This is a genomic window from Streptomyces sp. VTCC 41912 (assembly GCF_045799175.1).
Taxonomy (GTDB): domain Bacteria; phylum Actinomycetota; class Actinomycetes; order Streptomycetales; family Streptomycetaceae; genus Streptomyces; species Streptomyces albulus_C.
Genome location: NZ_JBJMAB010000019.1, coordinates 119,910 through 139,877 on the forward strand (window position 1 = coordinate 119,910; position 19,968 = coordinate 139,877).

The 19,968-nt window shown below is 72.6% G+C and carries 19 protein-coding genes and 1 pseudogene; 9 read left to right on the forward strand and 11 right to left on the reverse strand.

From position 1 onward, the window contains the following. Positions 1-46 precede the first annotated feature (46 nt). Together ACJ6WD_RS24850 and ACJ6WD_RS24855 are read left to right on the forward strand one after the other, a co-directional pair. Positions 47-1,546: an MFS transporter gene (locus tag ACJ6WD_RS24850; protein ID WP_407616511.1), complete on the forward strand. Its 1,500-nt coding sequence runs from the start codon at positions 47-49 to the stop codon at positions 1,544-1,546. 37 nt (positions 1,547-1,583) lie between these two features. Continuing rightward, complete coding sequence (locus tag ACJ6WD_RS24855) at positions 1,584-2,783, forward strand: amidohydrolase (protein ID WP_233660538.1); 1,200 nt, start codon at positions 1,584-1,586, stop codon at positions 2,781-2,783. 115 nt (positions 2,784-2,898) lie between these two features. On the opposite strand, the gene ACJ6WD_RS24860 is transcribed toward ACJ6WD_RS24855, so the two are convergent. Further along, positions 2,899-3,384 carry a carboxymuconolactone decarboxylase family protein gene (locus tag ACJ6WD_RS24860; protein WP_233660537.1) on the reverse strand — a complete coding sequence of 162 codons (486 nt, stop codon included), beginning with the start codon at positions 3,382-3,384 and terminating at the stop codon, positions 2,899-2,901. A 169-nt stretch (positions 3,385-3,553) separates the two neighbouring features. Here ACJ6WD_RS24860 and ACJ6WD_RS24865 point away from each other — a divergent pair, with 169 nt between their 5' ends. Next, on the forward strand, positions 3,554-4,492 hold the full coding sequence (locus tag ACJ6WD_RS24865) for an RNA polymerase sigma-70 factor (RefSeq protein WP_407616512.1): 939 nt from the start codon (positions 3,554-3,556) through the stop codon (positions 4,490-4,492). Positions 4,493-4,532: 40 nt separating this feature from the next. Here ACJ6WD_RS24865 and ACJ6WD_RS24870 read toward each other — a convergent pair whose 3' ends face one another. From ACJ6WD_RS24870 to ACJ6WD_RS24880, 3 genes are all read right to left on the reverse strand, one after another. Next, a complete protein-coding gene (locus ACJ6WD_RS24870) occupies positions 4,533-6,830 on the reverse strand; it encodes a family 2 encapsulin nanocompartment cargo protein terpene cyclase (RefSeq protein ID WP_407616513.1) in 2,298 nt (765 codons plus the stop codon). A 255-nt stretch (positions 6,831-7,085) separates the two neighbouring features. Continuing rightward, positions 7,086-7,913 carry a RimK family alpha-L-glutamate ligase gene (locus ACJ6WD_RS24875; RefSeq protein WP_407616514.1) on the reverse strand — a complete coding sequence of 276 codons (828 nt, stop codon included), beginning with the start codon at positions 7,911-7,913 and terminating at the stop codon, positions 7,086-7,088. A gap of 8 nt (positions 7,914-7,921) precedes the next feature. Then, positions 7,922-8,833, reverse strand: coding sequence for a RimK family alpha-L-glutamate ligase (locus ACJ6WD_RS24880; RefSeq protein ID WP_407616515.1), 912 nt, complete (start codon positions 8,831-8,833; stop codon positions 7,922-7,924). Between the two features lie 407 nt (positions 8,834-9,240). On the opposite strand from ACJ6WD_RS24880, the gene ACJ6WD_RS24885 reads away from it, so the two are divergent. Continuing rightward, positions 9,241-10,917 carry an amidohydrolase family protein gene (locus ACJ6WD_RS24885; RefSeq protein ID WP_407616516.1) on the forward strand — a complete coding sequence of 559 codons (1,677 nt, stop codon included), beginning with the start codon at positions 9,241-9,243 and terminating at the stop codon, positions 10,915-10,917. 49 nt (positions 10,918-10,966) lie between these two features. Here the strand turns inward: ACJ6WD_RS24885 and ACJ6WD_RS24890 are convergent, their stop codons facing one another. From ACJ6WD_RS24890 to ACJ6WD_RS24900, 3 genes are all read right to left on the reverse strand, one after another. Continuing rightward, entirely contained in the window at positions 10,967-11,485 is a 519-nt protein-coding gene (locus tag ACJ6WD_RS24890; RefSeq protein ID WP_233660532.1) for an RICIN domain-containing protein, read from the reverse strand. A 106-nt stretch (positions 11,486-11,591) separates the two neighbouring features. Continuing rightward, positions 11,592-13,091 (reverse strand): MFS transporter, encoded by a 1,500-nt coding sequence (locus ACJ6WD_RS24895; RefSeq protein WP_407616517.1) that lies wholly within the window; start codon positions 13,089-13,091, stop codon positions 11,592-11,594. 5 nt (positions 13,092-13,096) lie between these two features. Then, positions 13,097-13,897 (reverse strand): GntR family transcriptional regulator, encoded by an 801-nt coding sequence (locus tag ACJ6WD_RS24900; protein WP_407616518.1) that lies wholly within the window; start codon positions 13,895-13,897, stop codon positions 13,097-13,099. A gap of 246 nt (positions 13,898-14,143) precedes the next feature. Here ACJ6WD_RS24900 and ACJ6WD_RS24905 point away from each other — a divergent pair, with 246 nt between their 5' ends. The 3 genes from ACJ6WD_RS24905 to rocD all read left to right on the forward strand — a co-directional run bounded on the left by ACJ6WD_RS24905 (position 14,144) and on the right by rocD (position 16,996). After that, positions 14,144-14,710 carry an Lrp/AsnC family transcriptional regulator gene (locus ACJ6WD_RS24905; protein WP_233660529.1) on the forward strand — a complete coding sequence of 189 codons (567 nt, stop codon included), beginning with the start codon at positions 14,144-14,146 and terminating at the stop codon, positions 14,708-14,710. A gap of 160 nt (positions 14,711-14,870) precedes the next feature. Further along, positions 14,871-15,755, forward strand: a complete 885-nt coding sequence (gene ddaH / locus ACJ6WD_RS24910; RefSeq protein WP_407616519.1) for a dimethylargininase — start codon at positions 14,871-14,873, stop codon at positions 15,753-15,755. Further along, positions 15,752-16,996: an ornithine--oxo-acid transaminase gene (gene rocD / locus ACJ6WD_RS24915; RefSeq protein WP_407616520.1), complete on the forward strand. Its 1,245-nt coding sequence runs from the start codon at positions 15,752-15,754 to the stop codon at positions 16,994-16,996. The genes ddaH and rocD overlap by 4 nt, the downstream gene beginning before the upstream one ends. Here rocD and ACJ6WD_RS24920 read toward each other — a convergent pair. Genes ACJ6WD_RS24920 through ACJ6WD_RS24930 form a run of 3 tightly spaced genes read right to left on the reverse strand, consistent with a single transcriptional unit; the run spans position 16,993 to position 18,232 of the window. Then, positions 16,993-17,217, reverse strand: a complete 225-nt coding sequence (locus ACJ6WD_RS24920) for a DUF397 domain-containing protein (protein WP_407616521.1) — start codon at positions 17,215-17,217, stop codon at positions 16,993-16,995. The genes rocD and ACJ6WD_RS24920 overlap by 4 nt on opposite strands. Positions 17,218-17,220: 3 nt before the next feature. After that, positions 17,221-17,445: a DUF397 domain-containing protein gene (locus ACJ6WD_RS24925; protein WP_407616522.1), complete on the reverse strand. Its 225-nt coding sequence runs from the start codon at positions 17,443-17,445 to the stop codon at positions 17,221-17,223. Further along, a complete protein-coding gene (locus tag ACJ6WD_RS24930; RefSeq protein WP_407616523.1) occupies positions 17,438-18,232 on the reverse strand; it encodes a Scr1 family TA system antitoxin-like transcriptional regulator in 795 nt (264 codons plus the stop codon). Before ACJ6WD_RS24930 ends, ACJ6WD_RS24925 begins: the two co-directional genes overlap by 8 nt. Before the next feature lie 133 nt (positions 18,233-18,365). On the opposite strand from ACJ6WD_RS24930, the gene ACJ6WD_RS24935 reads away from it, so the two are divergent. After that, entirely contained in the window at positions 18,366-18,743 is a 378-nt protein-coding gene (locus tag ACJ6WD_RS24935; protein ID WP_407616524.1) for a hypothetical protein, read from the forward strand. A gap of 353 nt (positions 18,744-19,096) precedes the next feature. After that, positions 19,097-19,393 (forward strand): annotated as a pseudogene (locus ACJ6WD_RS24940) (transposase); the annotation flags it as partial. 101 nt (positions 19,394-19,494) lie between these two features. Here the strand turns inward: ACJ6WD_RS24940 and ACJ6WD_RS24945 are convergent. After that, positions 19,495-19,968 carry a barstar family protein gene (locus ACJ6WD_RS24945; protein ID WP_407616531.1) on the reverse strand — a complete coding sequence of 158 codons (474 nt, stop codon included), beginning with the start codon at positions 19,966-19,968 and terminating at the stop codon, positions 19,495-19,497.

Sequence of the window (19,968 nt, forward strand, 5' to 3'; positions counted from 1 at the left end):
ACGGCTCCCCGCCGCGCGCCCTCTTGAGAACAGGTGCGGCACCGCCATGACCGAGCCAGGAACCACCCTCGACCCGACCCCGCCCGCCGGAACCCGCGGCCGGGCGGCCGCGGCGCGCGCGACCGGCCGCGGCACGGTCCCCACCTCCCCCGCGATCGTCCTGCTCTGCCTGGTCCTCGTGGAGCTGTCCAGCGGCGTCACCCAAGGATTCCTGGGCCCGCTGCTCAAGGGCCTCACCTCGACCCTGCACGTCACCGTCGCCGACCTGAACTGGATCAGCGTCGCCAACCTGCTCGCCAGCGTCGCCTTCACCCCCGTGCTGTCCCGCCTGGGCGACCTGCACGGCCACCGCCGCATCCTGCGCTGGAACCTCGCGCTGGTCCTCGCCGGCTCGGTCCTGGTCGGCCTCAGCCGGTCCTTCGGCCTGCTGCTGGTCGGTTCGGTCCTCCAGGGCGCGTTCGCCGGCTTCTTCCCGCTGCTGGTGGGCATCCTGCGCAACCGCGGCACCGCCCAGCAGAACCGGCGCGGCATCAGCGTGATGGTCGCCGCCCTGGTCGCCGGGCTCGCCCTCGGCACCGTCGCCAGTGGCCTGATCGCGCAGTTCGTGGCCCAGCCGACGGCCGCCCTGTGGGTGCCGGCCGCCGCGGTCTCCCTCGCCCTGGTGGTGACCTGGCCGCTGCTGCCGGAGAGCGCCGACCGCCCCGGCGGGCGCACCGACTGGTGGGGCGCGCTGCTGCTGTGCACCGGGCTGGTGGCGCTCATGCTCGCGCTCGGCCAGGGCGGCTCCCCCGGCTGGGAGTGGACCTCCCCCAAGACCCTCGGCTGCCTCGTCGGCGGCCTGCTGGTGACGGCCCTGTGGGTGCGGGTCGAACTGCGCACCGCCGAGCCGGTGATGGACGTCCGGCTGTTCCGCCGCCGCAACGTCGTGGTGGTCTCCGTCGTCACCGTCACCTTCAGCTCCTGCATGCTGGGCCTGCTGGTCGCCAACCCGGTGTTCCTCGGCACCTCCCCCGCCGAGGCCGGCTACGGACTCGGGCTCGCCCCGCTGGCCACCGCGTTCGCCCTGCTGCCCAACATGCTGGCGCTGGTCGTGGGCGCGCTGCTCGCCCCCGCCCTGGCCCGCCGGATCTCCGACCGCCGCACCCTGGTCACCGGCTCGCTGCTGATGGCCGCCGGCAACCTCGCCACCTTCGCCTGGCACACCTCCCTGGTGCCGTACCTGGTCTTCACCGCGGTCGTCGGCCTCGGCAGCGGGCTGCTCCAGCACTCCACCCGCACCCTCGCCGTCGAGGCGGTGCCGCACGACCAGACCTCGGTCGGCTCCGGCATCAACGAACTCCTGATCAACGTCGGCGGTTCGCTCGGCGCCGCCGTGGTCCTGTCGGTCTTCGCCGCCGAGACCACCGCCGGCCACCAGCTGCCCGCCGAGTCCGCGTACACCCACGCCTGGCTGCTGTGCACCGTCGTCTCGCTGGCGGGCGCGCTGATCGGACTCCTGTACCGCCACCACCGCGACGCGGCCCCGTCGCCGACGGCCGCCCCCTGACCTCCGCCCGCCCGGCCCGTACGGAAAGGACCCCTCGATGACGGCCCCCACCGCCCCGCTCCCCCTCACCGCCCTGCACCAGCGCACCCGCGACACCGTCACCGCGCACCAGGACGACGTCATCGCGCTCAGCCACAGCCTGCACGCGGAGCCGGAACTCGCCTACGAGGAGCACCGCTCCGCGAAGAAGATCGCCGATCTGGTGGAGCGGGCCGGTTTCGCCGTCGAGCGGGGCGTCTGCGACCTGCCCACCGCCTTCACCGCCACCGCCGGTTCCGGCGAGCTGGTGATCGGCATCTGCGCGGAGTACGACGCCCTGCCCGGCATCGGCCACGCCTGCGGCCACAACGTCAACGGCGCCGCGGCGACCACCGCGGCGCTCGCCCTCGCCCCGTTCGCCGACGAGCTCGGCATCACCGTCAAGCTGCTCGGCACGCCCGCGGAGGAATCCGGCGGCGGCAAGGCCGACATGCTCCGCGCCGGCGCCTTCGACGACGTGGCCGCGGCGATGATGGTGCACGCCGCCCCGACCGACGCCATCGGCATGACGTCCCTGGCCATCAGCAGCTGGGAGGTCGCCTACACCGGCCGCACCGCGCACGCCTCGGCCGCCCCGCACCGCGGCGTCAACGCCGCCGACGCCCTGATGATCGCCCAGGTGGCCATCGGCGCCCACCGCCAGCAGATGGTCCCCGGCGGCGTCGTCCACGGCATCACCACCTCCGGCGGCGAGGCCTCCAACGTCATCCCCGGTCGCACCACCGCCGCCTACGACTGCCGCGCCGAGACCGTCGAGGACCTGCGCGAACTCCAGTCCCGCATCCGCGCCTGCTTCGAGGCCGGCGCGCTGGCAACCGGCGCCGACCTCACCCTCACCCCGGTCGGCAACGACTACGCCGACCTGCGCCAGGACCTCGACATGTGCGCCCTCTACACGGCCGCCGCGACCGCGCTGGGCCGCACCGTGCCGCCCAGCGACCCGACCCTGCGCGGCGGCTCCACCGACATGGGCAACGTCTCGCAGGTCGTCCCCACCATCCACCCCATGATCGGCTACGACTGCGCCGACGCGATCATGCACAACCCGGAGTTCACCCGCTACGGCACGACGGACAGCGCCGACCGCGCCCTCCTGGACGGCGGCCTCGCCATGGCCTGGACCGCCCTGGCCCTCGCCCAGAACGACGCCCACCGCGCCCGCCTCCTCGCACACCTGGCGGCCCGGCGCACCAACTGACCACCGGCACACGCCGGTTGGACGGCGGCGGCGCGGGGGCTCCCGCTCGCTGCCCCGGGGCGGGCGGAATGCAGGCCGCCCGCCCCGACCGCGACCGCGCCGGCGGCCGGGGCCCTCAGTCGCCCGCGGCGTCGAAGGTGCCGGCCTGGTAGGAGCCGCCCTTGGTCCTGGTGATCACCAGGAGCCGGTTGGCGGCGTTGATCATGGCTACCAGGTAGACCAGCGCGGCGGTCTGGTCGTCGTCGTAGTGCTTGCGCACCAGGGCCCAGGTCGCGTCGGACACGCCGTGGTGGGCGTCGGCCATGCGGGTGCCCTCCTCGGCCAACGCCAGTGCGGCCTGCTCGGCCTCGGTGAACACGGTGGATTCGCGCCAGGCCGCGACCAGGTTGATCCGGACCGCGGGTTCGCCGGCGGCCGCCAGTTCCTTGGCGTGCGCGTCGACGCAGAATCCGCAGCCGTTGAGCTGGCTGGCACGCAGTTCCACCAGTTCCACCAGCGACTTCGGCAGGCCGGACTGCATGATCGCGACGCTGGTGTGGGCGAAGCGCTTGCCGATCTTCGCGCCGAGGGCGTTGGCGTTCAGGTCGAAACGGGGTTCCATGACGGGGTCCTCACTCGTGGCGGTGCCTGCATGAACGACCACAAGACGGCGGGCCGCGGACCGGCATAACGACTGCCGCGGTGTGAGCTGAACCACCCCGGCCCGGTGTTATGGAACGGCGGCGGCCGGCGTCGGATGGGCGACACCGACGAGAGAGAGCAGGATCCCCATGACCGGATCGGCGCGGAGCACATCTGACGATCGCGGCGTCGGCGGGCACCGCTCCGGCCGCGCGGCCCTCGCCACCGAGGCGTATGTCGCCCACCGCAACCTGCTCTTCACGGTCGCCTACGAGATGCTCGGTTCGGCCGCCGACGCCGAGGACGTCCTCCAGGAGACCTGGTTGCGCTGGGCCACCGTCGACCTCGACGCCGTGCGGGACCAGCGCGCCTACCTGGTCCGGATCACCACCCGCCAAGCGCTCGACCGCCTGCGCGCGCTCGGCCGCCGCAAGGAGACCTACGTCGGCCCCTGGCTGCCCGAACCCCTGCTCACCGCGCCCGACGTGGCCACCGACGTCGAACTGGCCGAACACGTCTCGATGGCGATGCTGCTGGTGCTCGAAACGCTCGCGCCCATCGAGCGGGCGGTGTTCGTCCTGCGCGAGGTCTTCGCCCTGGACTACGAGGAGATCGCCGAGGTCGTCGAGCGGACCCCGGCCGCGGTCCGCCAACTCGCCTACCGGGCACGGGCCCACGTCGCGGCCCGCCGCCCACGGGCGACCGCCTCACCGGCCGACACCCGGACCGCCGTCACGGCGTTCCAACGGGCGGTCAGCACCGGCGACCTGCAACCCCTGCTCGACGTCCTCGCGCCCGACGTCGTGTTCCTCGGCGACGGCGGCGGCATCGCCCGCGCCGCGCTCGCCCCCGTCGTCGGGGCCGCCGCGGTCGCCGCCGTCCTGGCCGCCGGGCTGGGCAACCTCCGTGCCAGAGCGATGGAGTTGGCGCAGGTCAACGGCTACCCGGCGCTGCTCCTTCGGCTCGACGGGCAGATCGACACCGTGCTGGCGGTGCACCTCGACGACGGCCTCATCACCGGGCTCTACTCCGTGCGCAACCCGCAGAAGCTGTCCGGCCTGCGGCGCAGCACGACGCTGCGCCGCTGAGCCGGGTCCCGCGCGGGGCCGGACCGGCACCCCGGCCGGGTCAGGCCCCGGCCGGCACCCGCGCCGCCGACGTCCCCAGCCCCGTCGCGCCCGGGTTCCAGCCCGTGGTGCCGGGGTGGTGGCGGAGGTACTCGGGGCGGTAGCGGCGGCATTCGCGGTGCCAGGTGAGGATGCCGGCGAGCCAGTTCTCCAGCTCCTTGACGTAGCCGTCGAGGGTGGCGCGGGCTTCGGCCGAGAGCTTGAAATCGTCGTAGAGAACGGGGAGTTGGTGGGCGGCGATGTGCTGGAACTCGCGCATGCGGGAGGTCATCAGGTCGTGGACGATGGCCAGCGCGGTCGGGTAGTCGCAGTCGAAGAAGTTCTGCACGACGAGGACGCCGTTGTGGACCTCGCCCTCGTACTCGATCTCCTTCTGGTACGAGAAGACGTCGTTGAGCAGGCAGGCGTAGTCGGCGGCGGCGTTCTCCAGGGAGCGCATCGGACCGCTGCGGTAGACCTCCGGCGGCACCTGGCGGCCGTGTCCGAGCCGGCTCAGGCTCATGGTGAGGTCCGAGCCGAAGGTGGCGCGGCGCATCTCGATGTAGTCGACCGGGTCCGGGACGCGGTGCAGCACCATGTTGTCCAGTTCCCAGAGCCAACTGGCCGTCATCGCGTCGACGGTGGCCTTGAACGTGCGGCGCGCGTCGGGCGCCATCGGCCCGGCGGTGCGGGTCCACAGGTCGGCGAGGGCGCGTTCGAGGGCGTTGGCCGGTTCGGGCGCCCGGTCGGTGGTGCCGACGGGCATCAGGGCGGAGAGGCGCTTGGTGGTGGCCAGCGCGCCGGCGACGTCGCGGGTCCGGCCGAAGACCGCGGGGTAGTAGTCGTCGGCGTAGGTGCCCCAGGTCAGCCACTGGGTGCCCAGGTCGAGTTCGTCGGGGGTGGCGTCGGGGTGCAGGCCGGCGGCGCACAGCGCGAAGTCGAAGCGGACCAGCGCGTCCTCGTCCCAGATGGCGGAGAACGGCACGCCGGGCTGCGGCTGGAGCAGCCCCATCCGCTGCGCCCAGGTGACGACGTTGCGTCGGGCCGCGGCCAGGTGGGGGCTGAGGGTGGTGGTGAACGGCATGAAGAAGTCAGGGAGTTGGGACGGGCCGACCGGCTGGTGCGGGACGTGGCTGCGGCGCCGCACCCGCTGGTTTCCGGCGGTGCGCAGCGCGGTCGGCAGGTCCGCGGCCGAGGTGCCCAGGCCGAGCGCCCCGGTGGCGAGCGCGCCCAGCCCCTGGGCGCCCAGGCCGCCGAAGACCAGCGGTGACCAGGGGGCGGCGGTGCCGCCGGGTTCGCCCGCCCCGCCGCCGTTCATGTAGCGGCTGGAGCGCATGTGCCACTCGTGGCCGCCGGACTGCCAGTCCTGGAGGCCCTTGGCGTAGGCGAGCACGGCGGCGCAGCCGGCCGGGTCGAGGCCCTGGTCGGCGAAGAGCGTGGGCAGTTCGGTGAAGACGGTGTCCTCGAACTGCTGGAGGCGGGAGGTGATCAGGTCGTTGACGGCGTCCGCGGCCTCCTGGGTGGTGCAGTTCAGAAACGTCTCCAGCACCAGGACGCCGTTGCTCAGTTCGCCCTCGTCCTCGATCTCGCGCTGGTACGAGAAGAGGTCGTTGCGCAGGTGGACGGCGTCGGAGAAGGCGTCCTTGAGGACGCGCAGGGGGCGGGACGCCGCGACGGCGGCCGGGACCTCGGCGCCGGTGGCGTACTCCACGAGCCCCGCCGACCAGGGGGCGCCGCCCACCTTCCGCCGCATCTCGATGTACTCGACCGGGTTGGAGATCCGGTTGATGTCGATGTTGGAGAGTTCCCAGAGGGATTCGTTGAGGAGGTTCTCGGTGCTCTCGGCGAACCGGCGGCGCCAGTCCAGCGACATCGCGGGCACGGTGCGCCGCCACAGGTCCGCCAGCCCCGCCTCGACCTGGTTGGTCGGCTCCGGCATGGGCGTGTCCAGGTCCATCGGCATGAACGCGGGGAGCCGGTCGAGGTACGCCTTGCCGCCCTCCCGGTCCAGGGTGCGCTTGAACTCCTCCAGGAAGTGGTCGTCGAAGAAGAAGACCCAGACGTACCAGTCGGTGACGAGGTTGAGTGCCTCCTCGGAGCACTCCGGGTGGGTGTAGGCGCACAGCAACGCGTAGTCGTGGGCGTCCAGGTCCCGCTGGTCCCAAATGCCGGAACCTTCCAGCATGTTCATCTGCCGGGCCCACTGTCGGGAGTGCGTCCGGGCGGCCTCCAGGTGCGGGTTCAGCCGCGCCGGGTGCGGCATGTAGAAGTGCGGCAAGGTGAACGGCTGCGCCGCGGGCTGGGACTGTGACTGCGTCACCGTTGGTGGCCTCTCCCGATACTGGTGCCCCTCCGTACGGACGGTGCGCACGGAAGGAGGGCGCGCCAAAGCACCCCCTCTGACGGCGCCAGCCCTACCCCGGGCGTCAGCGCCGTAGACGTCTGCGGTCATACCGGCGGTGAACTGGCACTCTTTCGGGTTGAGTTGGCGGGGTGGGGGTGTAACTCCTGGGGCGTGTGAGCTATAGGGGGAGCCTCGTGGGGGACGTCGACCATCCGGGCCGGGCCCTTCCGGTCACCGACCGTCACCGTCCGCGGCCCGGCGCAGCGCCAGTGCCGCCAGCGTCTCCGGGGCGCCGACCTGGCCGCGGATGCCCGGAAAGGCGTTGATGTCCACGAACAGCGGGGCGCCGGCACCGAGGTGCAGCACGTCCACGCCGTACACCTCCAGGCCGAAGACCTCGCCGGCGTGCAGTGCGGCCTCGATCCAGGCGGCGGGCAGGGCGGCGGGCGGCAGCGGGCGGTTCGGGCCGCGGCCGCCGGCGGACAGCTCGGAGCGGCGGCGGGCGGCGAACGGCTGCCCGTCCACGATCCACAGCTTGTGGTCCCAGCCGCTGTTGGCGGTGAACTCCTGGACGACCACGGGCTCGTCGGGCCGGGCGGCGGCCCACTCGGCCAGCTCGGCCGGCGATCCGACGCGCGCCACGAGGTCGCCGCGGTGGCTGCGGCGGCTCTTGAGGACCAGGGGGTAGTCGAGGTCCGCCCCGTCGGCCGCCAGTTCGCGGACCGTCGCCACCCGCAGGGTCTCCGCGAACGGCAGCCCGGCCGCCCGCGCCCGCTGGGCCATCCCGACCCGGTCCAGGCACCCCTCGGTCGCCGACACCGAGTTGATGACCGGCGCCCCCCGGTCCGCCAGCCGCGCGGCGGTGGTCAGCGCCTCCGGGGTCCGCGCCTTGAGCAGGTAGACGTCGGCCGGGGCGCCGGGCGCGGCCCGCCCGGCCGGTCGCCCGTCCGGGTCGAGCGGCGTGCCGTCCGGGGCGAGGAACTCCACCCGGTGGTCGGCCCGCCGCAGCACGGCCGCGGTCGCCGACAGCAGCGGGTGCCCAGGATCCGCGCTGATCATCCCGATCCTCACCGCGCGCCTCCGACCGCCTCCGCCGCGGGCCACGGTCCGCGCTGGTGGCCGATGAAGGGCAGCGTCCCCGCAGGTGCGCACGCGGTGCCGCGGCGGGCCAGTCGCAACACCGCGGCGGAGACCCGGGCGACCGCGTCCGGCACCTGCCGGAAGCTCGGGAAGTCGTTGATGTCGACCACCATCGGCCCGTCCGGGCCCAGCAGCACGTCCACCCCGTACAGGTCGAGCCCGAAGACCGCGCCCACCTCGGTGGCGATGCGGGCGACCTCGACCGGCAACGGAACCTGCCGTTCCGGTACGGTCTGGTCGGGGTGGAGCGGGGAGCAGCGCTCGGTCGCGTAGAGCTCGCCGGCGACGCAGTAGACCTTCAGGTCGGTACCGGAGTTGGGGACGTAGGGCTGCGCGATCAGCATGCCGGCGCCGTCGGACGGCGCAACGCCCCCCGCGGTCAGCTGCTCGGGCCGCTCCACCAGGCGCACCGCCCGCCCCGAACTGCCGTCCGCCGGCTTCACGACCAGCGGGTACTCGGCCTCCGGCACCGCCGCGAACTCCTCGGCCCGGGCCGCCGCGTACGTCATCGGCACCGGCAACCCACCGGTCCGCGCGAGCACCGCGGCCAGCGCCTTGTCCCGCACGCCCCGTATGGCGCGGACGTCGTTGACCGTGGTCAGCCCGGTGGTCGCCGCGGCCTCCAGCAGGGTCAGCCCCGGTCCGCCGGAGACCGTCTTGAGGACCCAGGCGTCGTGCCGCCCGGCCGCCACCACCTCGGACAGTTCCGACATCCGGATCATCGAACGGCCCGGCCACTCCACGTCCACCTGGTGTCCCCAGGCCCGGAGTTGGGCGATCACGTCCCGCGGCATGCCGTCGTGGCGGTACTGCTCCTCCACCAGGAAGCAGAGTCTCATCGATGCACCCATGTATCGCCGCACGTCCACCCGTATCACCAACCCGTCCGCCGCCGTCGGCGGACGTCCACCCCGTGTCGCCGTGGGCACGCCGGCCACCCGGCGGGCACACGACGCACCAGGATCCCATGCGGCGCTCACGCGTTCGGCCGTGGCCCGACCACCGCCCCGCGGGGGGTGTTTCGGCGACGTTACGCCACCGGTCGGGACCTCGACACACGCCGTGAGCTGGGACGCGATCAACCCCCTGGGAGGTTGCGCCACCCACGCCCCGACCTCGCCAAATCCCGTATGTCGAAAGCCTTGTTCCGCTTTATGGCTGGTCCTAGGGTCAGGCCACCCAACGCGGCCGCCCGGTTCCGGGGCGGCCGCGCCTATGTAAGCGGTGACGGAAGCAGGCGAGCGGGTTGGCGAACGATCAGCAGGGCCACACGGCCCCGGAGGCCGGGACGGACCACCCCGGCGAGTGTCCGGGCGCACGGACCAACGGCACGACGACGGGCGGCACGACGGCGGACGGCGCGCGGCGCGCGGACGCGCCCGACGGGCCGCCCGGCGCGACACCCGGCACACCGCCCGAGGGGAGCGCCACCCGCGGCGGTTTCGGCCGGCGCGGCTTCCTCGCCGGCGTGGCCGGACTGACCGGTGCGGGCGCCAGCGGCCTGCTCGGCGGGCCCGGCGCCGGCGCCGCGTACGCGCAGTCCCCGGCCGCGCCCCGCTCCGACACCCGGGCCACGCCCCGCCCGGACGCCCACCCCGCGCTGCGCCCCGACCAGTTCGCCGGCGAGCGGCAACTCCTCCTCCCGGAGGTCGTGCTGCTGCCGACCGGCCCGGTGCGCGACCACGCCGTCCTGATCGAGCACGGCACCTTCCGCGAGGTCGGGCCGGCCGCCCGGCTCCTCGCCGCGCACCGCGGCGGCCCCGCCCCGGTCCGCCTCGACGGCCACCTGCTGATGCCCGGCTTCGTCGACGCGCACCACCACCTCACCCAGAGCTTCGGCAAGGCCCAGGCGTTCGGCCAGCCGTCGGAGATCTTCAAGACCGTCTGGGAGCCGCTGGAACACGCCCTGGACGAGGAGAGCGCCTACCTGTCGGCGAAACTGGCCGCCCTGGAGGCACTGCGCGGCGGCTTCACCACCGTCGCGGACGCCGGGACCCGGGCGCCGGTCGACGTGGCGGCGCTGGCCAAGGCCACCGAGGAGGTCGGCATCCGCTGCGTCCTCGGCAAGATCGTCTCCGACGGGACCGGCGGCCCGGCCCACCTCGCGCGCTGGCACGGCCATCCGCTGGTCCACCCGTCCCTGGCCATCGCCGTCCCCGAGGACGCCACCGGCCCGGTCATCAAACACACCGCGGACCTGTGCGCCGACGCCGGGGCGGTGCTCCAGATCCACGTCAACGAGCACCTGGCCTCCGTGGAGCGCTCGTTGAAGAGCGTCGGCCGCCGCCCGGTGGACTACCTGCACCACCTCGGCGCCCTCGGCCCGCACACCCTCGGCGCGCACGCCACCCTGCTCACCCCCACGGAGATGCGGCAGGTGGCCGACTCCGGCGCGGCGATCAGCTACAACCCGGTGGCCAGCGCCTGGAAGGGCAACGCCGTCGCGCAGGCCACCATGTGGGCCGCGCTGGGCATCCGCTTCGGCACCGGCACCGACGGCACCCGAGGCGACGGCTTCCGGCTCGTGGACGCGGCGGAGTCCGCCCAGCGCCTGACCTACGGGCTGGCCACCGGCGACTCGGTGTGCGGCGCCGGCGACCTGTGGCTGAAGCACGGCACGGCGGGCGGCGCCGACGCCCTCGGGCTGGGCCGCGTCACGGGCCAGATCGCCGCCGGCAAGGCCGCCGACTACCTCCTGGTGGACCTGGCCGTCCCCGAACTCACCCCCTCCTACGACCTGCGCTGGGAACTCGTCCGGCTGGCGGGCCGCGACCAGATCCGCGCCGTGGCGGTCGCCGGCCGGCTGCGCCTGTGGGAGGGCTGGCCGACCGACTGGGACGCCCGCGCGCTGGTCGCCCGCGCCGCCGAGGTGGGCCCGAAGGTGGTCGAGCGGGCCAAGATCCAGCGGGTCGAGCCGCGGTAGGCACGCGGACGGGGCGCGCCCGGACCGACCGGACGCGCCCCGCCGGGTCTCACTCGCCGACGCGCACGAACCGCCAGCGCTGCGAGGCCGACCCGTTCGCCGGCTCCAGGTGGAGCTGCTCGCGCCCGGCCTCGTTCAAGGTGGCCACCGCGTCCTCGTGGGGCACGTGGATCCGGTACGTGCCCTCGCCGGCCGGCTCGACGGCGAACGCGCCGCGCTCACCTTCGGAGGCCACGATCGAGTCGCCGCGGACCGACCAGTGCGCCCCTGGGTGCGTCGTGGAGTTGATGCTGAACGCGCCGTCCCCCACCGGCCGCACCGTCCACTGCTCCCTCAGGTCCTTGTCGTGCGAGCCGACGATGAAGAAGATCGGCGGGAAAACCGGCACCGTGAACGGCGCGAAGGCCAACTTCCCCACCTCGGGGTTCTCGCTGACGATCAGATAGCGGCCCTCCTGCATCCGCGTCGCCGCCCCCTCGGGCTTGGCGGCCTGGGCCGAACCGGCCAGCGGGGCCAGCGTCATGAGCGCGGCGGCGGCAGCGGCGATCAGGGCGTTGCGACGACGCATGGGGGTTCCCCTCCCTCTCGCTCCCGGCCCTTCCGGGAGACCGCCTGCGATCTGTCCCCGGCGCACACCCCTTACGCCTCGCGCACGACCGGTTACCTCGTGTGAGTTACGTGCGTGCCTCCGCCGTCGTCACCCGCTCCGCCTCCGGCATCCACCGGTAGATCGCGCCCGCCGCCAACGCCACCCCCGCCGCCAACACCAGCGTCGCCACGTGCAGCCCCCCGGTGAAGGCGGCGACCACCGCGGTCCGCAGCTGGGCACCCCCGCCCGGCAGGTCGCCGAGCGCGGCCTCGGCCGCCGCGACCGTCGTCGGCCCCCCGGGCCCGGCCAGCGGCGCCGGCAGCCGGGCGGCGAACACCGCGGCGGTCAGCGTCCCGGTCACCGCGATCCCCAGCGCGCTGCCCAACTCCCGCGTCAGGCTCTGGAGTCCGGAGCCGACCCCGGCGGCCTCCGGCGGCAGCGCCGACATCATCGCGTGCGACAGCAGCGGCGTCGCGGTCCCGCAGCCCAGCGCGGTCAGCCCGGCCCCGACCGCGTACAGCGCGTACGGCGTGCGGGCGTCCGCGGCCGACACCGTGGCGAGCCCGGCGGCCAGGACGAGCATCCCGGCGGCCACCGCGCCGCGCCGCCCGCACCACCGCTCCAGCACCAGCCCGCACCGCGGCCCCGCCAACAGCGCCGCCGCCATCGGCAGCAGCCGCACCCCGGCGCCGAACGGCCCGTACCCCTTCGCGTACTGGAGGTACTGCCCGTTGAGGTAGAACAGCCCGAACATCCCCAGGAACAGCACCGCCATCCCGACCGCCCCCGCCCGGACCGCGGGCCGGGCGAAGATCCGCGGGTCCAACAGCGGCCGCGCGGTCCGCAGTTCGCGCCGCGCCCAGGCCGCCAGCAGCAGCCCGGCCGCCGCGAGGGAACCGAGCACCCACGGGCTGAGCCACCCGTCCTGCGGCCCGCTGACGATCCCGTTCAGCAGGGCCAGGAACCCGCCGGTGAACAGGGCGGCGGCCAGCGGCGCGACCGGCCCCGGATGCCGCCCCGCCACCGGCGCCACCACGGCCACCAGCACCAGCGCGGCCGACGCGACCGGCACCACGCACACGAACAGCGCCCGCCAGCTCCCGTACTCGATCGCCGCGCCGCCGCCCACGTTGCCCAGCACCGCGGCGAGCCCGGTCATCGCCGCCCAGACCGCGATCGCCCGGCGGCGCGGCCCGTCCGGCAACCCGTCCACCAGCAGCGCCAGGGTGTTCGGCAGCACCGCGGCGGCCCCCACCCCGCTGAGCATCCGGCCCGCGATCAGCACCCCGACGTGCGGCGCCACCGCGCACACCGCCGAGCCGACGACGAACACGCCCATCCCGCACAGCAACGTGCCCTTGCGCCCGCGCCGGTCCGCGAGCGCCCCGGCCGGCACCAGCAGACAGGCGAAGACCACCACATAGCCGTCCACCACCCACACCACGGCCCCGGCGGACGGGTGCAGCGGCCCGGCGGACAGGTCCGGGATGGCCAAATTGACCGCCGAGACCATGCCGACGACCAACGTCACGCACAGGCACATCGCGACGGTCACCGGACCCCGCGGGGCCGACCGCTCCGGCATCCCGCTCACCCCTCCCGGACCCGGTCCAGCCGCGCCCGCAGCGTCAACCGGTCCCCCCGCAGGTGGATGAACTCCAGGTCGGCCGGCCGCCCGTCCGCCAGCCGCGTCAACCGCTCCACCGCCAGCACCGCGCCGCCGCCCGGCATCGCCAGCACCCCGCAGGTCGCCGGGTCCCCGACCACCGCCCGCACGGCCACCTCCGCCGATCCCAACGGCCGCCCGGCCGCGCTCTCGATCAGGTCGAAGACATCCCGGCTCTCCAACCTCTCGCGCCCCAACGCCAGGAGCGGTTCGCCCACTTCGGGGATGAGGTAGGTGCAGTCCAAGGACAGCGGCATCCCGTCCACCCGGCGCAGCCGTTCCAGATAGACCACCCGGCCGTCCGCCGGCAACTGAAGCCGCCGCGCCACCGCCCCCGGCGCCCGCACGGTGCGCGCCGCCCGCACCTCGTTGACCACCGTCCCGTGCTGCTGCAACACCTCCGCCAGCCCCGACAGTTCTCCCAACGGGTGCTCGTAGGTCCGGCCGGCGACCACCGTCCCCACCCCGCGCCGCCGCTCCACCAGCCCCTCGTCGCGCAGCAGCCCCAACGCCTCCCGGACCGTGTTGCGCGTGGTGCCGAACTCCGCGACCAGGGCCCGCTCGTCGGGCAGCACGCCACCGGGGAACGCGCCCTGGAGCACCTGTCCGCGCAGCACGTGCGCCACCCGCCGCGCCCGGTCGGCCCGCGTCAGCCCGTCGCCGACCGCGTCACCGCCGCGCGCGAGCGCCTCGTCCCGGCCGTCTCCGCCGCCGTCCGCGTCCATGCCCGCCCTCCTCGACTCCCGGTCACGCCGCCCGCGCCGACCTCCTACGGGCGACCGCCGGGCCCCCGACGCTAGAGCACGCCCCGTTACGGCAGAGTTACGCCACCCATACTGACCTGCACCAATGCCTGACCTGGGAGTTTCCTGCCGGGGCCGGGCGCTGCGCCACCAACCGTCACCCCCGTTACCGTGACCTCAACCCCGCGACCCGGGGGACGGGAGGGGAGAGCAAGAAAGGGCCGCCCCATGAGCACCAAGTCCGCGTCGTTCGACGAGCTGGACCGCAAGATCGTCGCCGCGCTGATCGAGAACGGCCGGGCGAGCTTCGCCGAGATCGGCTCGGCCATCGGCCTCTCCCCCACCGCCGTCAAACGCCGGGTGGACCGCCTGCGCGAGAACAACGTCATCACCGGCTTCTCCGCCACCGTCCGCCCCGCCGCCCTGGGCTGGCTCACCGAGGCGTACGTCGAGGTCTACTGCGACAGCGCCGCCCCGCCCCGCCGGCTGGCCGAGGTCGTCCGCAACCACCCGGAGATCGCCGCCGCGATGACCGTCACCGGCGGCGCCGACGCCCTGCTGCACGTCCGCGCCACCGACGTCGAGCACTTCGAAGAGGTCCTCGAACGCATCCGGACCGAGCCGTTCATCCGCAAGACGATCAGCTACATGGTGCTCTCGCACCTCCTCCCGGACAGCCCCGAGGCCGGCGCCCGCCGCCCCTCCGACCGCACCGACGTGCCCGCCCCCGGCCGGCCCGCCGACCGCCCCCGAAGCGTGCCCCACCCGCAGACCCGCGCAGCAAACCAGCGGTAACCGCCCCGTACACGCACCATTCCTGCGTATCTGCGCAGCATTCATTTCTTGTCGCCAGAATCGGCCGCTCCGTACCGTGAATTGCCCCCGGTGACGACCACTCACGGACCGTCACCCGGCGGGCAGTGGAAACGGATCCCAGGAAGCGGAGGCCCTTTCTGTGCCCACCACCCAGCCCGGCGGCGCACTGCTGAACGCGGTGCACCGCACCCCCCGCGCCCGGCGCTACCTGCTCTGCCGGCCCACCCACTTCGCCGTCGAGTACGCCATCAACCCGTGGATGCGCGAGGACGCCGACGTCGACACCGCACTGGCCCTGGCCCAGTGGGAGGCCCTGGTCCGCGCCTACCGCGACCACGGCCACACCATCGAGACCGTCCAGCCCGCCCCCGGCCTGCCCGACATGGTCTTCGCCGCGAACTGCGCGGTCGTCGTGGGCGGCCGCGCCTTCGGCTCGCTCTTCCACGCCCCGCAGCGCCGGCCGGAATCCCGCGAGTACGAGATCTGGTTCAAGGCCGCCGGCTACGACCTCTACCGGCCCGAATCACCCTGCGAGGGCGAGGGCGACCTCGTCCCCGTCGGCGGCTACGTCCTCGCCGGCACCGGCTTCCGCACCACCCGCGCCGCCCACGCCGAGGTCCAGGAGCACTTCGGCCTCCCGGTGATCGGCCTCCAGCTGACCGACCCGTACTTCTACCACCTGGACACCGCCCTCTTCGTCCTCGACGACGGCCTGGGCGGCGGCGACACGGCGGGCGACACCGGCGGCGCGGCCGTCGCCTACTACCCCGAGGCGTTCTCCCCCGGCAGCCGCGAGGTGCTGCGCCGCCTGTTCCCCGACGCCGTCCTCGCCACCCGCGACGACGCCCTCGCCTTCGGCCTCAACTCGGTCTCCGACGGCCGCCACGTCTTCATCGCGCCCCAGGCCACACAGCTGATCGACCGACTCACCGCCCGTGGCTACGTCCCCGTCCCCGTCGACCTCTCCGAGTTCCACAAGGCCGGCGGCGGCATCAAGTGCTGCACCCAGGAGCTGCGCCCATGACGACCGCACCCACCACGTCCCCCGACGCCCGCACCTCCACCGGCCGTTCCTCCGCCGCCCTGATCGCGGCCGAGGCGCCCGTCCTGGCCCACAACTACCACCCCCTCCCCGTGGTCATCTCCCGCGCCGAGGGCGCCTGGGTCGAGGACGTCGAGGGCCGCCGCTACCTCGACATGCTGGCCGGCTACTCGGCCCTCAACTTCGGCCACCGCCACCCGGCGCTCGTCGAGGCCGCCCACCGCCAGCTCGACGCGCTCACCCTGACCTCCCGCGCCTTCCACCACGACCGCCTCGCGCAGTTCGCCGAGGGACTCGCCGACCTCACCGGCCTGGACATGGTCCTCCCCATGAACACCGGCGCAGAGGCCGTCGAGAGCGGCATCAAGCTCGCCCGCAAATGGGCCTACGAGGTCAAGGGCGTCCCCGCCGACCAGGCCACCATCGTCGTCGCGGGCGGCAACTTCCACGGCCGCACCACCACCATCATCAGCTTCTCCGACGACGAGGACGCCCGCGCCGGCTTCGGCCCCTACACCCCCGGCTTCCGCACCGTCCCCTACAACGACCTCGCCGCCCTCGAAGCCGCCCTCGACGACACCACCGCCGCCGTCCTGATCGAACCCATCCAGGGCGAGGCCGGCGTCATCATCCCCGACGACGGCTACCTCGCCGGCGTCCGCGCCGCGACCACCCGCGCGGGCTGCCTCTTCATCGCCGACGAGATCCAGTCCGGCCTGGGCCGCACCGGCACCACCCTCGCCGTCGAACACGAACGGGTCGTCCCCGACGTCATCCTCCTCGGCAAGGCCCTCGGCGGCGGCATCGTCCCGGTCTCCGCGGTCGTCGCCCGCCGCGAGGTCATGTCCGTACTCGGCCCCGGCCAACACGGCTCCACCTTCGGCGGCAACCCCCTGGCGGCCGCCGTCGGCACCGCCGTCGTCGACCTCCTCGCCACCGGCGAGTTCCAGTCCCGCGCCGCCGACCTCGGCAAGGTCCTCAACGCCGGCCTCACCGAACTCCTCGGCCACGGCGTCACGGCCTTCCGCACCCGCGGCCTCTGGGCCGGCATCGACATCGACCCCGCCCTCGGCACCGGCCGCACCATCAGCGAACGCCTCATGTCCGAGGGCATCCTCGTCAAGGACACCCACGGCTCCACCATCCGCCTGGCCCCACCCCTGACCATCACCGAGCCCGAACTGACCACGGCCCTGGCCTCCTTGCGCCGCGTCCTCGCCTAACGCCCGCCGAACGTCCCACCCTTCACGGCATCCACGAACGCGCTCCAAGCCCCCGACGGCACGACGATCACCGGCCCATCGGGGGCCTTGGAGTCTCGGACGGGGGTGCCGTGGGGGTGGCGGTCGAGGACCTCGATGCAGTCGGCCCCCTCGTTGTCGCTGTACGACGACTTGCGCCAGCCGCCCAGCTCGTCGCTGCTCTGCATGCTGTGCACGGTCACGATCTACACGCTCCCCAGTTCGGCGCGCCTGACAGCCGCAACAAACGACGCCCAACTCTCCCCCGCGAATACCAGCACCGGCCCGCGCGGATCCTTGGAGTCACGGACGGGTACGCCGTGGGGGTAACCGTCGAGCACCTCGATGCAACTACCCGCTTCTGCACCGCTGTACGACGACTTACGCCAGCCGCTCAGTATCGCGGCATCCGGGATGGTGTGCTCAGTCATGGTGTCCAAAGCCCTTTGCTCTAGCCCGCATCAGGGCAAGTGACTCCGTCAGCGGGAGTGCGTCACTCAACGCCAGATCGTAGGCGCCTTGAAGCCGTTGAACCACGGCCGGGGAGTCGTGCACCTTGCCGATGGACAGCCCCTCCGAGTAGGCCACCGGCGGCTGGTCCGCGAACCACATGAGCGTCAGCATCCCCTGCATGAGGTGGTACGCCCCGACGCCCAGCGGCAACACGTGCACACGCACCCGATCGCTCTCGACCAGCCTCACGATGTGCGCGATCTGCTCCGCCATGACGTCCGAGCCACCGACCGGTCGCTGCAACACCGTCTCGTCGAGCAACGCCCACACCACCGGAGTCGCCGTATTGGCGAGGATTTTGGCTCGGTCCAGACGCGCGACGACAAGCCTGTCACGTTCCTCGTCACCCCATGGTGGATAGACGGTACGCAACGTCGCACGCGCGTACCTCTCCGTCTGGAAGATGCCGGGCACATGCGCCAATGCGAACTCCCGGATCTCCGTCGCCTGCTGCTCCAGCTGTCGTGCCGACTCGAAGTAGTCGGCGACGACCCTCTCCTCCTGCGGCAGGAAGCTGCTCAACACGTTTCCCGTGTTCAGAGCCATGTCCAGCCGCCGGGCATCGTCCTTGGCCGGCACCCTGCGGCCCGCCTCGATATGGGCGATGTGCGAGCGGGTCATCACCGCCGCATCGGCCAACTGCTGCTGGGTCAAACCCGCTTGCTGCCGTTGCTCCCGAAGCCAATCACCGTAGGTGCTGCCCATCGCGTCAACCGCCTCGTGTCACTTACGCCGTCACACTCTGCCTATTGCGAACGTACCCACCGTCACTAAACCCTGGTGGGGAGTTCACACAAGACGCCCGACCTCGGTCGGCACCGTGCAGAGATGGACTGAAATGACCTACGACCCCAACAACCCCCAACAGCCGGGCTCCGCCCTCCGGTTGCTTCCCTGGTCGACCTGGGACGGCCGACCCTGCTACCTGGCCGCCTCCGGCGACGGCAACGGCTTCCTCTCCCGCAGGGCAGACCGCATGGAAGCCCAGCAGATGCGCAACGCGGCCCACGCCTTCACCGACGCCCAGACCGCCCTGCGCAACGAGGCCGCCGGCCCCCTCCTGCTCCGCCTGACCCTCATCCGCACCACGGCCGCCCTCAACAACATCCTCCGCATCGCCGACAGCAGGCTGGGGCGCCTACCGGCGTCCCCACTCCCCGAAGGCCAGGACGAAGAAGGCCACGTGGAGCCCCGCCAGGGCATGTCTGACAAATGATCACCGAGCAGTGCGTGCTCGGTTCGATTGCCTTGCCGTCCTGGCGTCGGCCAGTGATTCTGGGCAGGTGCCAGGGCAGAGGAAGAGAAAGCGGCGGCAGGAGGACGCGGGGCGGCGGCTTGCTGCTCGCACCGCACCGGACGCGGGACAGTGGGAAGTGGTTGTTGAGACACAGGACCAAGCGGAGATGCGTACGCGGTTGCGCCACCTTCGGGAAGCAGGAGTCGACGGGGAGCTGCTTCGGATCGACACGCTGTGCGGGCGCCTGGCGCTGCCGACCACCTACCGGGTGAGCCGTTTTGTGACGGACCCCGCATCGAAGTCCGGGCACGGACACTCTGATCATTGATCTTGTGCCAGGTCGAGGTGAGTTGACGGATGCAGCATGGGAGCGAATAGAACCCCTGTTGCCGCGGGTGGATGGACGTGGTCGTCCGTGGCGTGATCACCAGCAGGTGGTCAACGGGGTGCTGTGGCGACTGCGGACCGGGGCTCCGTGGCGCGATCTGCCTGAGCGGTACGGACCCTGACAAACCGTCTACGAGCGGTTGGCCCGCCGGGAAGCGGACGGGACCCGGGTGAAGCTGCTGGAACATGTCCAGGTCCGCGACGACGCGGTGGGCCGGGTGGAGTGGACCGTCTGCGTCGACTAGAGGTGACCCCGCCCAGAACCGAGTGTCCCGCTCGGCACCCACTGATGGCAGCGCCTCTTCCATTGTTCGCGCGAGTCGACAAGCACCCAGTCATTACATCAGCAAGCAGAATCTACCGCGTTAGTGATAATTTCCCGCATACCCTGAACTTCTCGCTCGTCACACTCAAGGACGACCAGGAATTTCACCCTTTCGACATCCTCCCTCCCTCTCAAGCGCCCCCATTTTTCACCGGCCCTCAGCAGTGAACCGAAGAAGTCAAACCTAGCCTCGACCTCATCACGCAGAATCTGGTCAGACTTTTCAATAAAGAGAACATATTGATCCGCCGGCAGCCATCGCAAATCACGAAGACAATCACTCAAGGCCGGAAAATTCCACCCGAAGTATTCCGGCAATTGGAAACCGTGCCAAAATTGCTCAAATACCGCGTCCGAATCCCCCATCGTTTCGCCATTCATCCACGCCGCGAACGTCAAACCCGACAACGGAAGGAGGTCTCTCACCCGCCCTACGGAACCTGGGCTCGCGAGGTACAGCCACGGCTTAACCTGCTCCCAGGGCTCTTTCAT

Excerpts from the sequence above, each read along its gene's own strand:
- ACJ6WD_RS24850 (WP_407616511.1), top strand. The coding sequence starts at position 47 with ATGACCGAGCCAGGAACCACCCTCGACCCGACCCCGCCCGCCGGAACC.
- ACJ6WD_RS24855 (WP_233660538.1), top strand. The coding sequence starts at position 1,584 with ATGACGGCCCCCACCGCCCCGCTCCCCCTCACCGCCCTGCACCAGCGC.
- ACJ6WD_RS24860 (WP_233660537.1), bottom strand. The coding sequence starts at position 3,384 with ATGGAACCCCGTTTCGACCTGAACGCCAACGCCCTCGGCGCGAAGATC.
- ACJ6WD_RS24865 (WP_407616512.1), top strand. The coding sequence starts at position 3,554 with ATGACCGGATCGGCGCGGAGCACATCTGACGATCGCGGCGTCGGCGGG.
- ACJ6WD_RS24875 (WP_407616514.1), bottom strand. The coding sequence starts at position 7,913 with ATGATCAGCGCGGATCCTGGGCACCCGCTGCTGTCGGCGACCGCGGCC.
- ACJ6WD_RS24880 (WP_407616515.1), bottom strand. The coding sequence starts at position 8,833 with ATGAGACTCTGCTTCCTGGTGGAGGAGCAGTACCGCCACGACGGCATG.
- ACJ6WD_RS24890 (WP_233660532.1), bottom strand. The coding sequence starts at position 11,485 with ATGCGTCGTCGCAACGCCCTGATCGCCGCTGCCGCCGCCGCGCTCATG.
- ACJ6WD_RS24895 (WP_407616517.1), bottom strand. The coding sequence starts at position 13,091 with ATGCCGGAGCGGTCGGCCCCGCGGGGTCCGGTGACCGTCGCGATGTGC.
- ACJ6WD_RS24900 (WP_407616518.1), bottom strand. The coding sequence starts at position 13,897 with ATGGACGCGGACGGCGGCGGAGACGGCCGGGACGAGGCGCTCGCGCGC.
- ACJ6WD_RS24905 (WP_233660529.1), top strand. The coding sequence starts at position 14,144 with ATGAGCACCAAGTCCGCGTCGTTCGACGAGCTGGACCGCAAGATCGTC.
- rocD (WP_407616520.1), top strand. The coding sequence starts at position 15,752 with ATGACGACCGCACCCACCACGTCCCCCGACGCCCGCACCTCCACCGGC.
- ACJ6WD_RS24925 (WP_407616522.1), bottom strand. The coding sequence starts at position 17,445 with ATGACTGAGCACACCATCCCGGATGCCGCGATACTGAGCGGCTGGCGT.
- ACJ6WD_RS24930 (WP_407616523.1), bottom strand. The coding sequence starts at position 18,232 with ATGGGCAGCACCTACGGTGATTGGCTTCGGGAGCAACGGCAGCAAGCG.
- ACJ6WD_RS24935 (WP_407616524.1), top strand. The coding sequence starts at position 18,366 with ATGACCTACGACCCCAACAACCCCCAACAGCCGGGCTCCGCCCTCCGG.
- ACJ6WD_RS24945 (WP_407616531.1), bottom strand. The coding sequence starts at position 19,968 with ATGAAAGAGCCCTGGGAGCAGGTTAAGCCGTGGCTGTACCTCGCGAGC.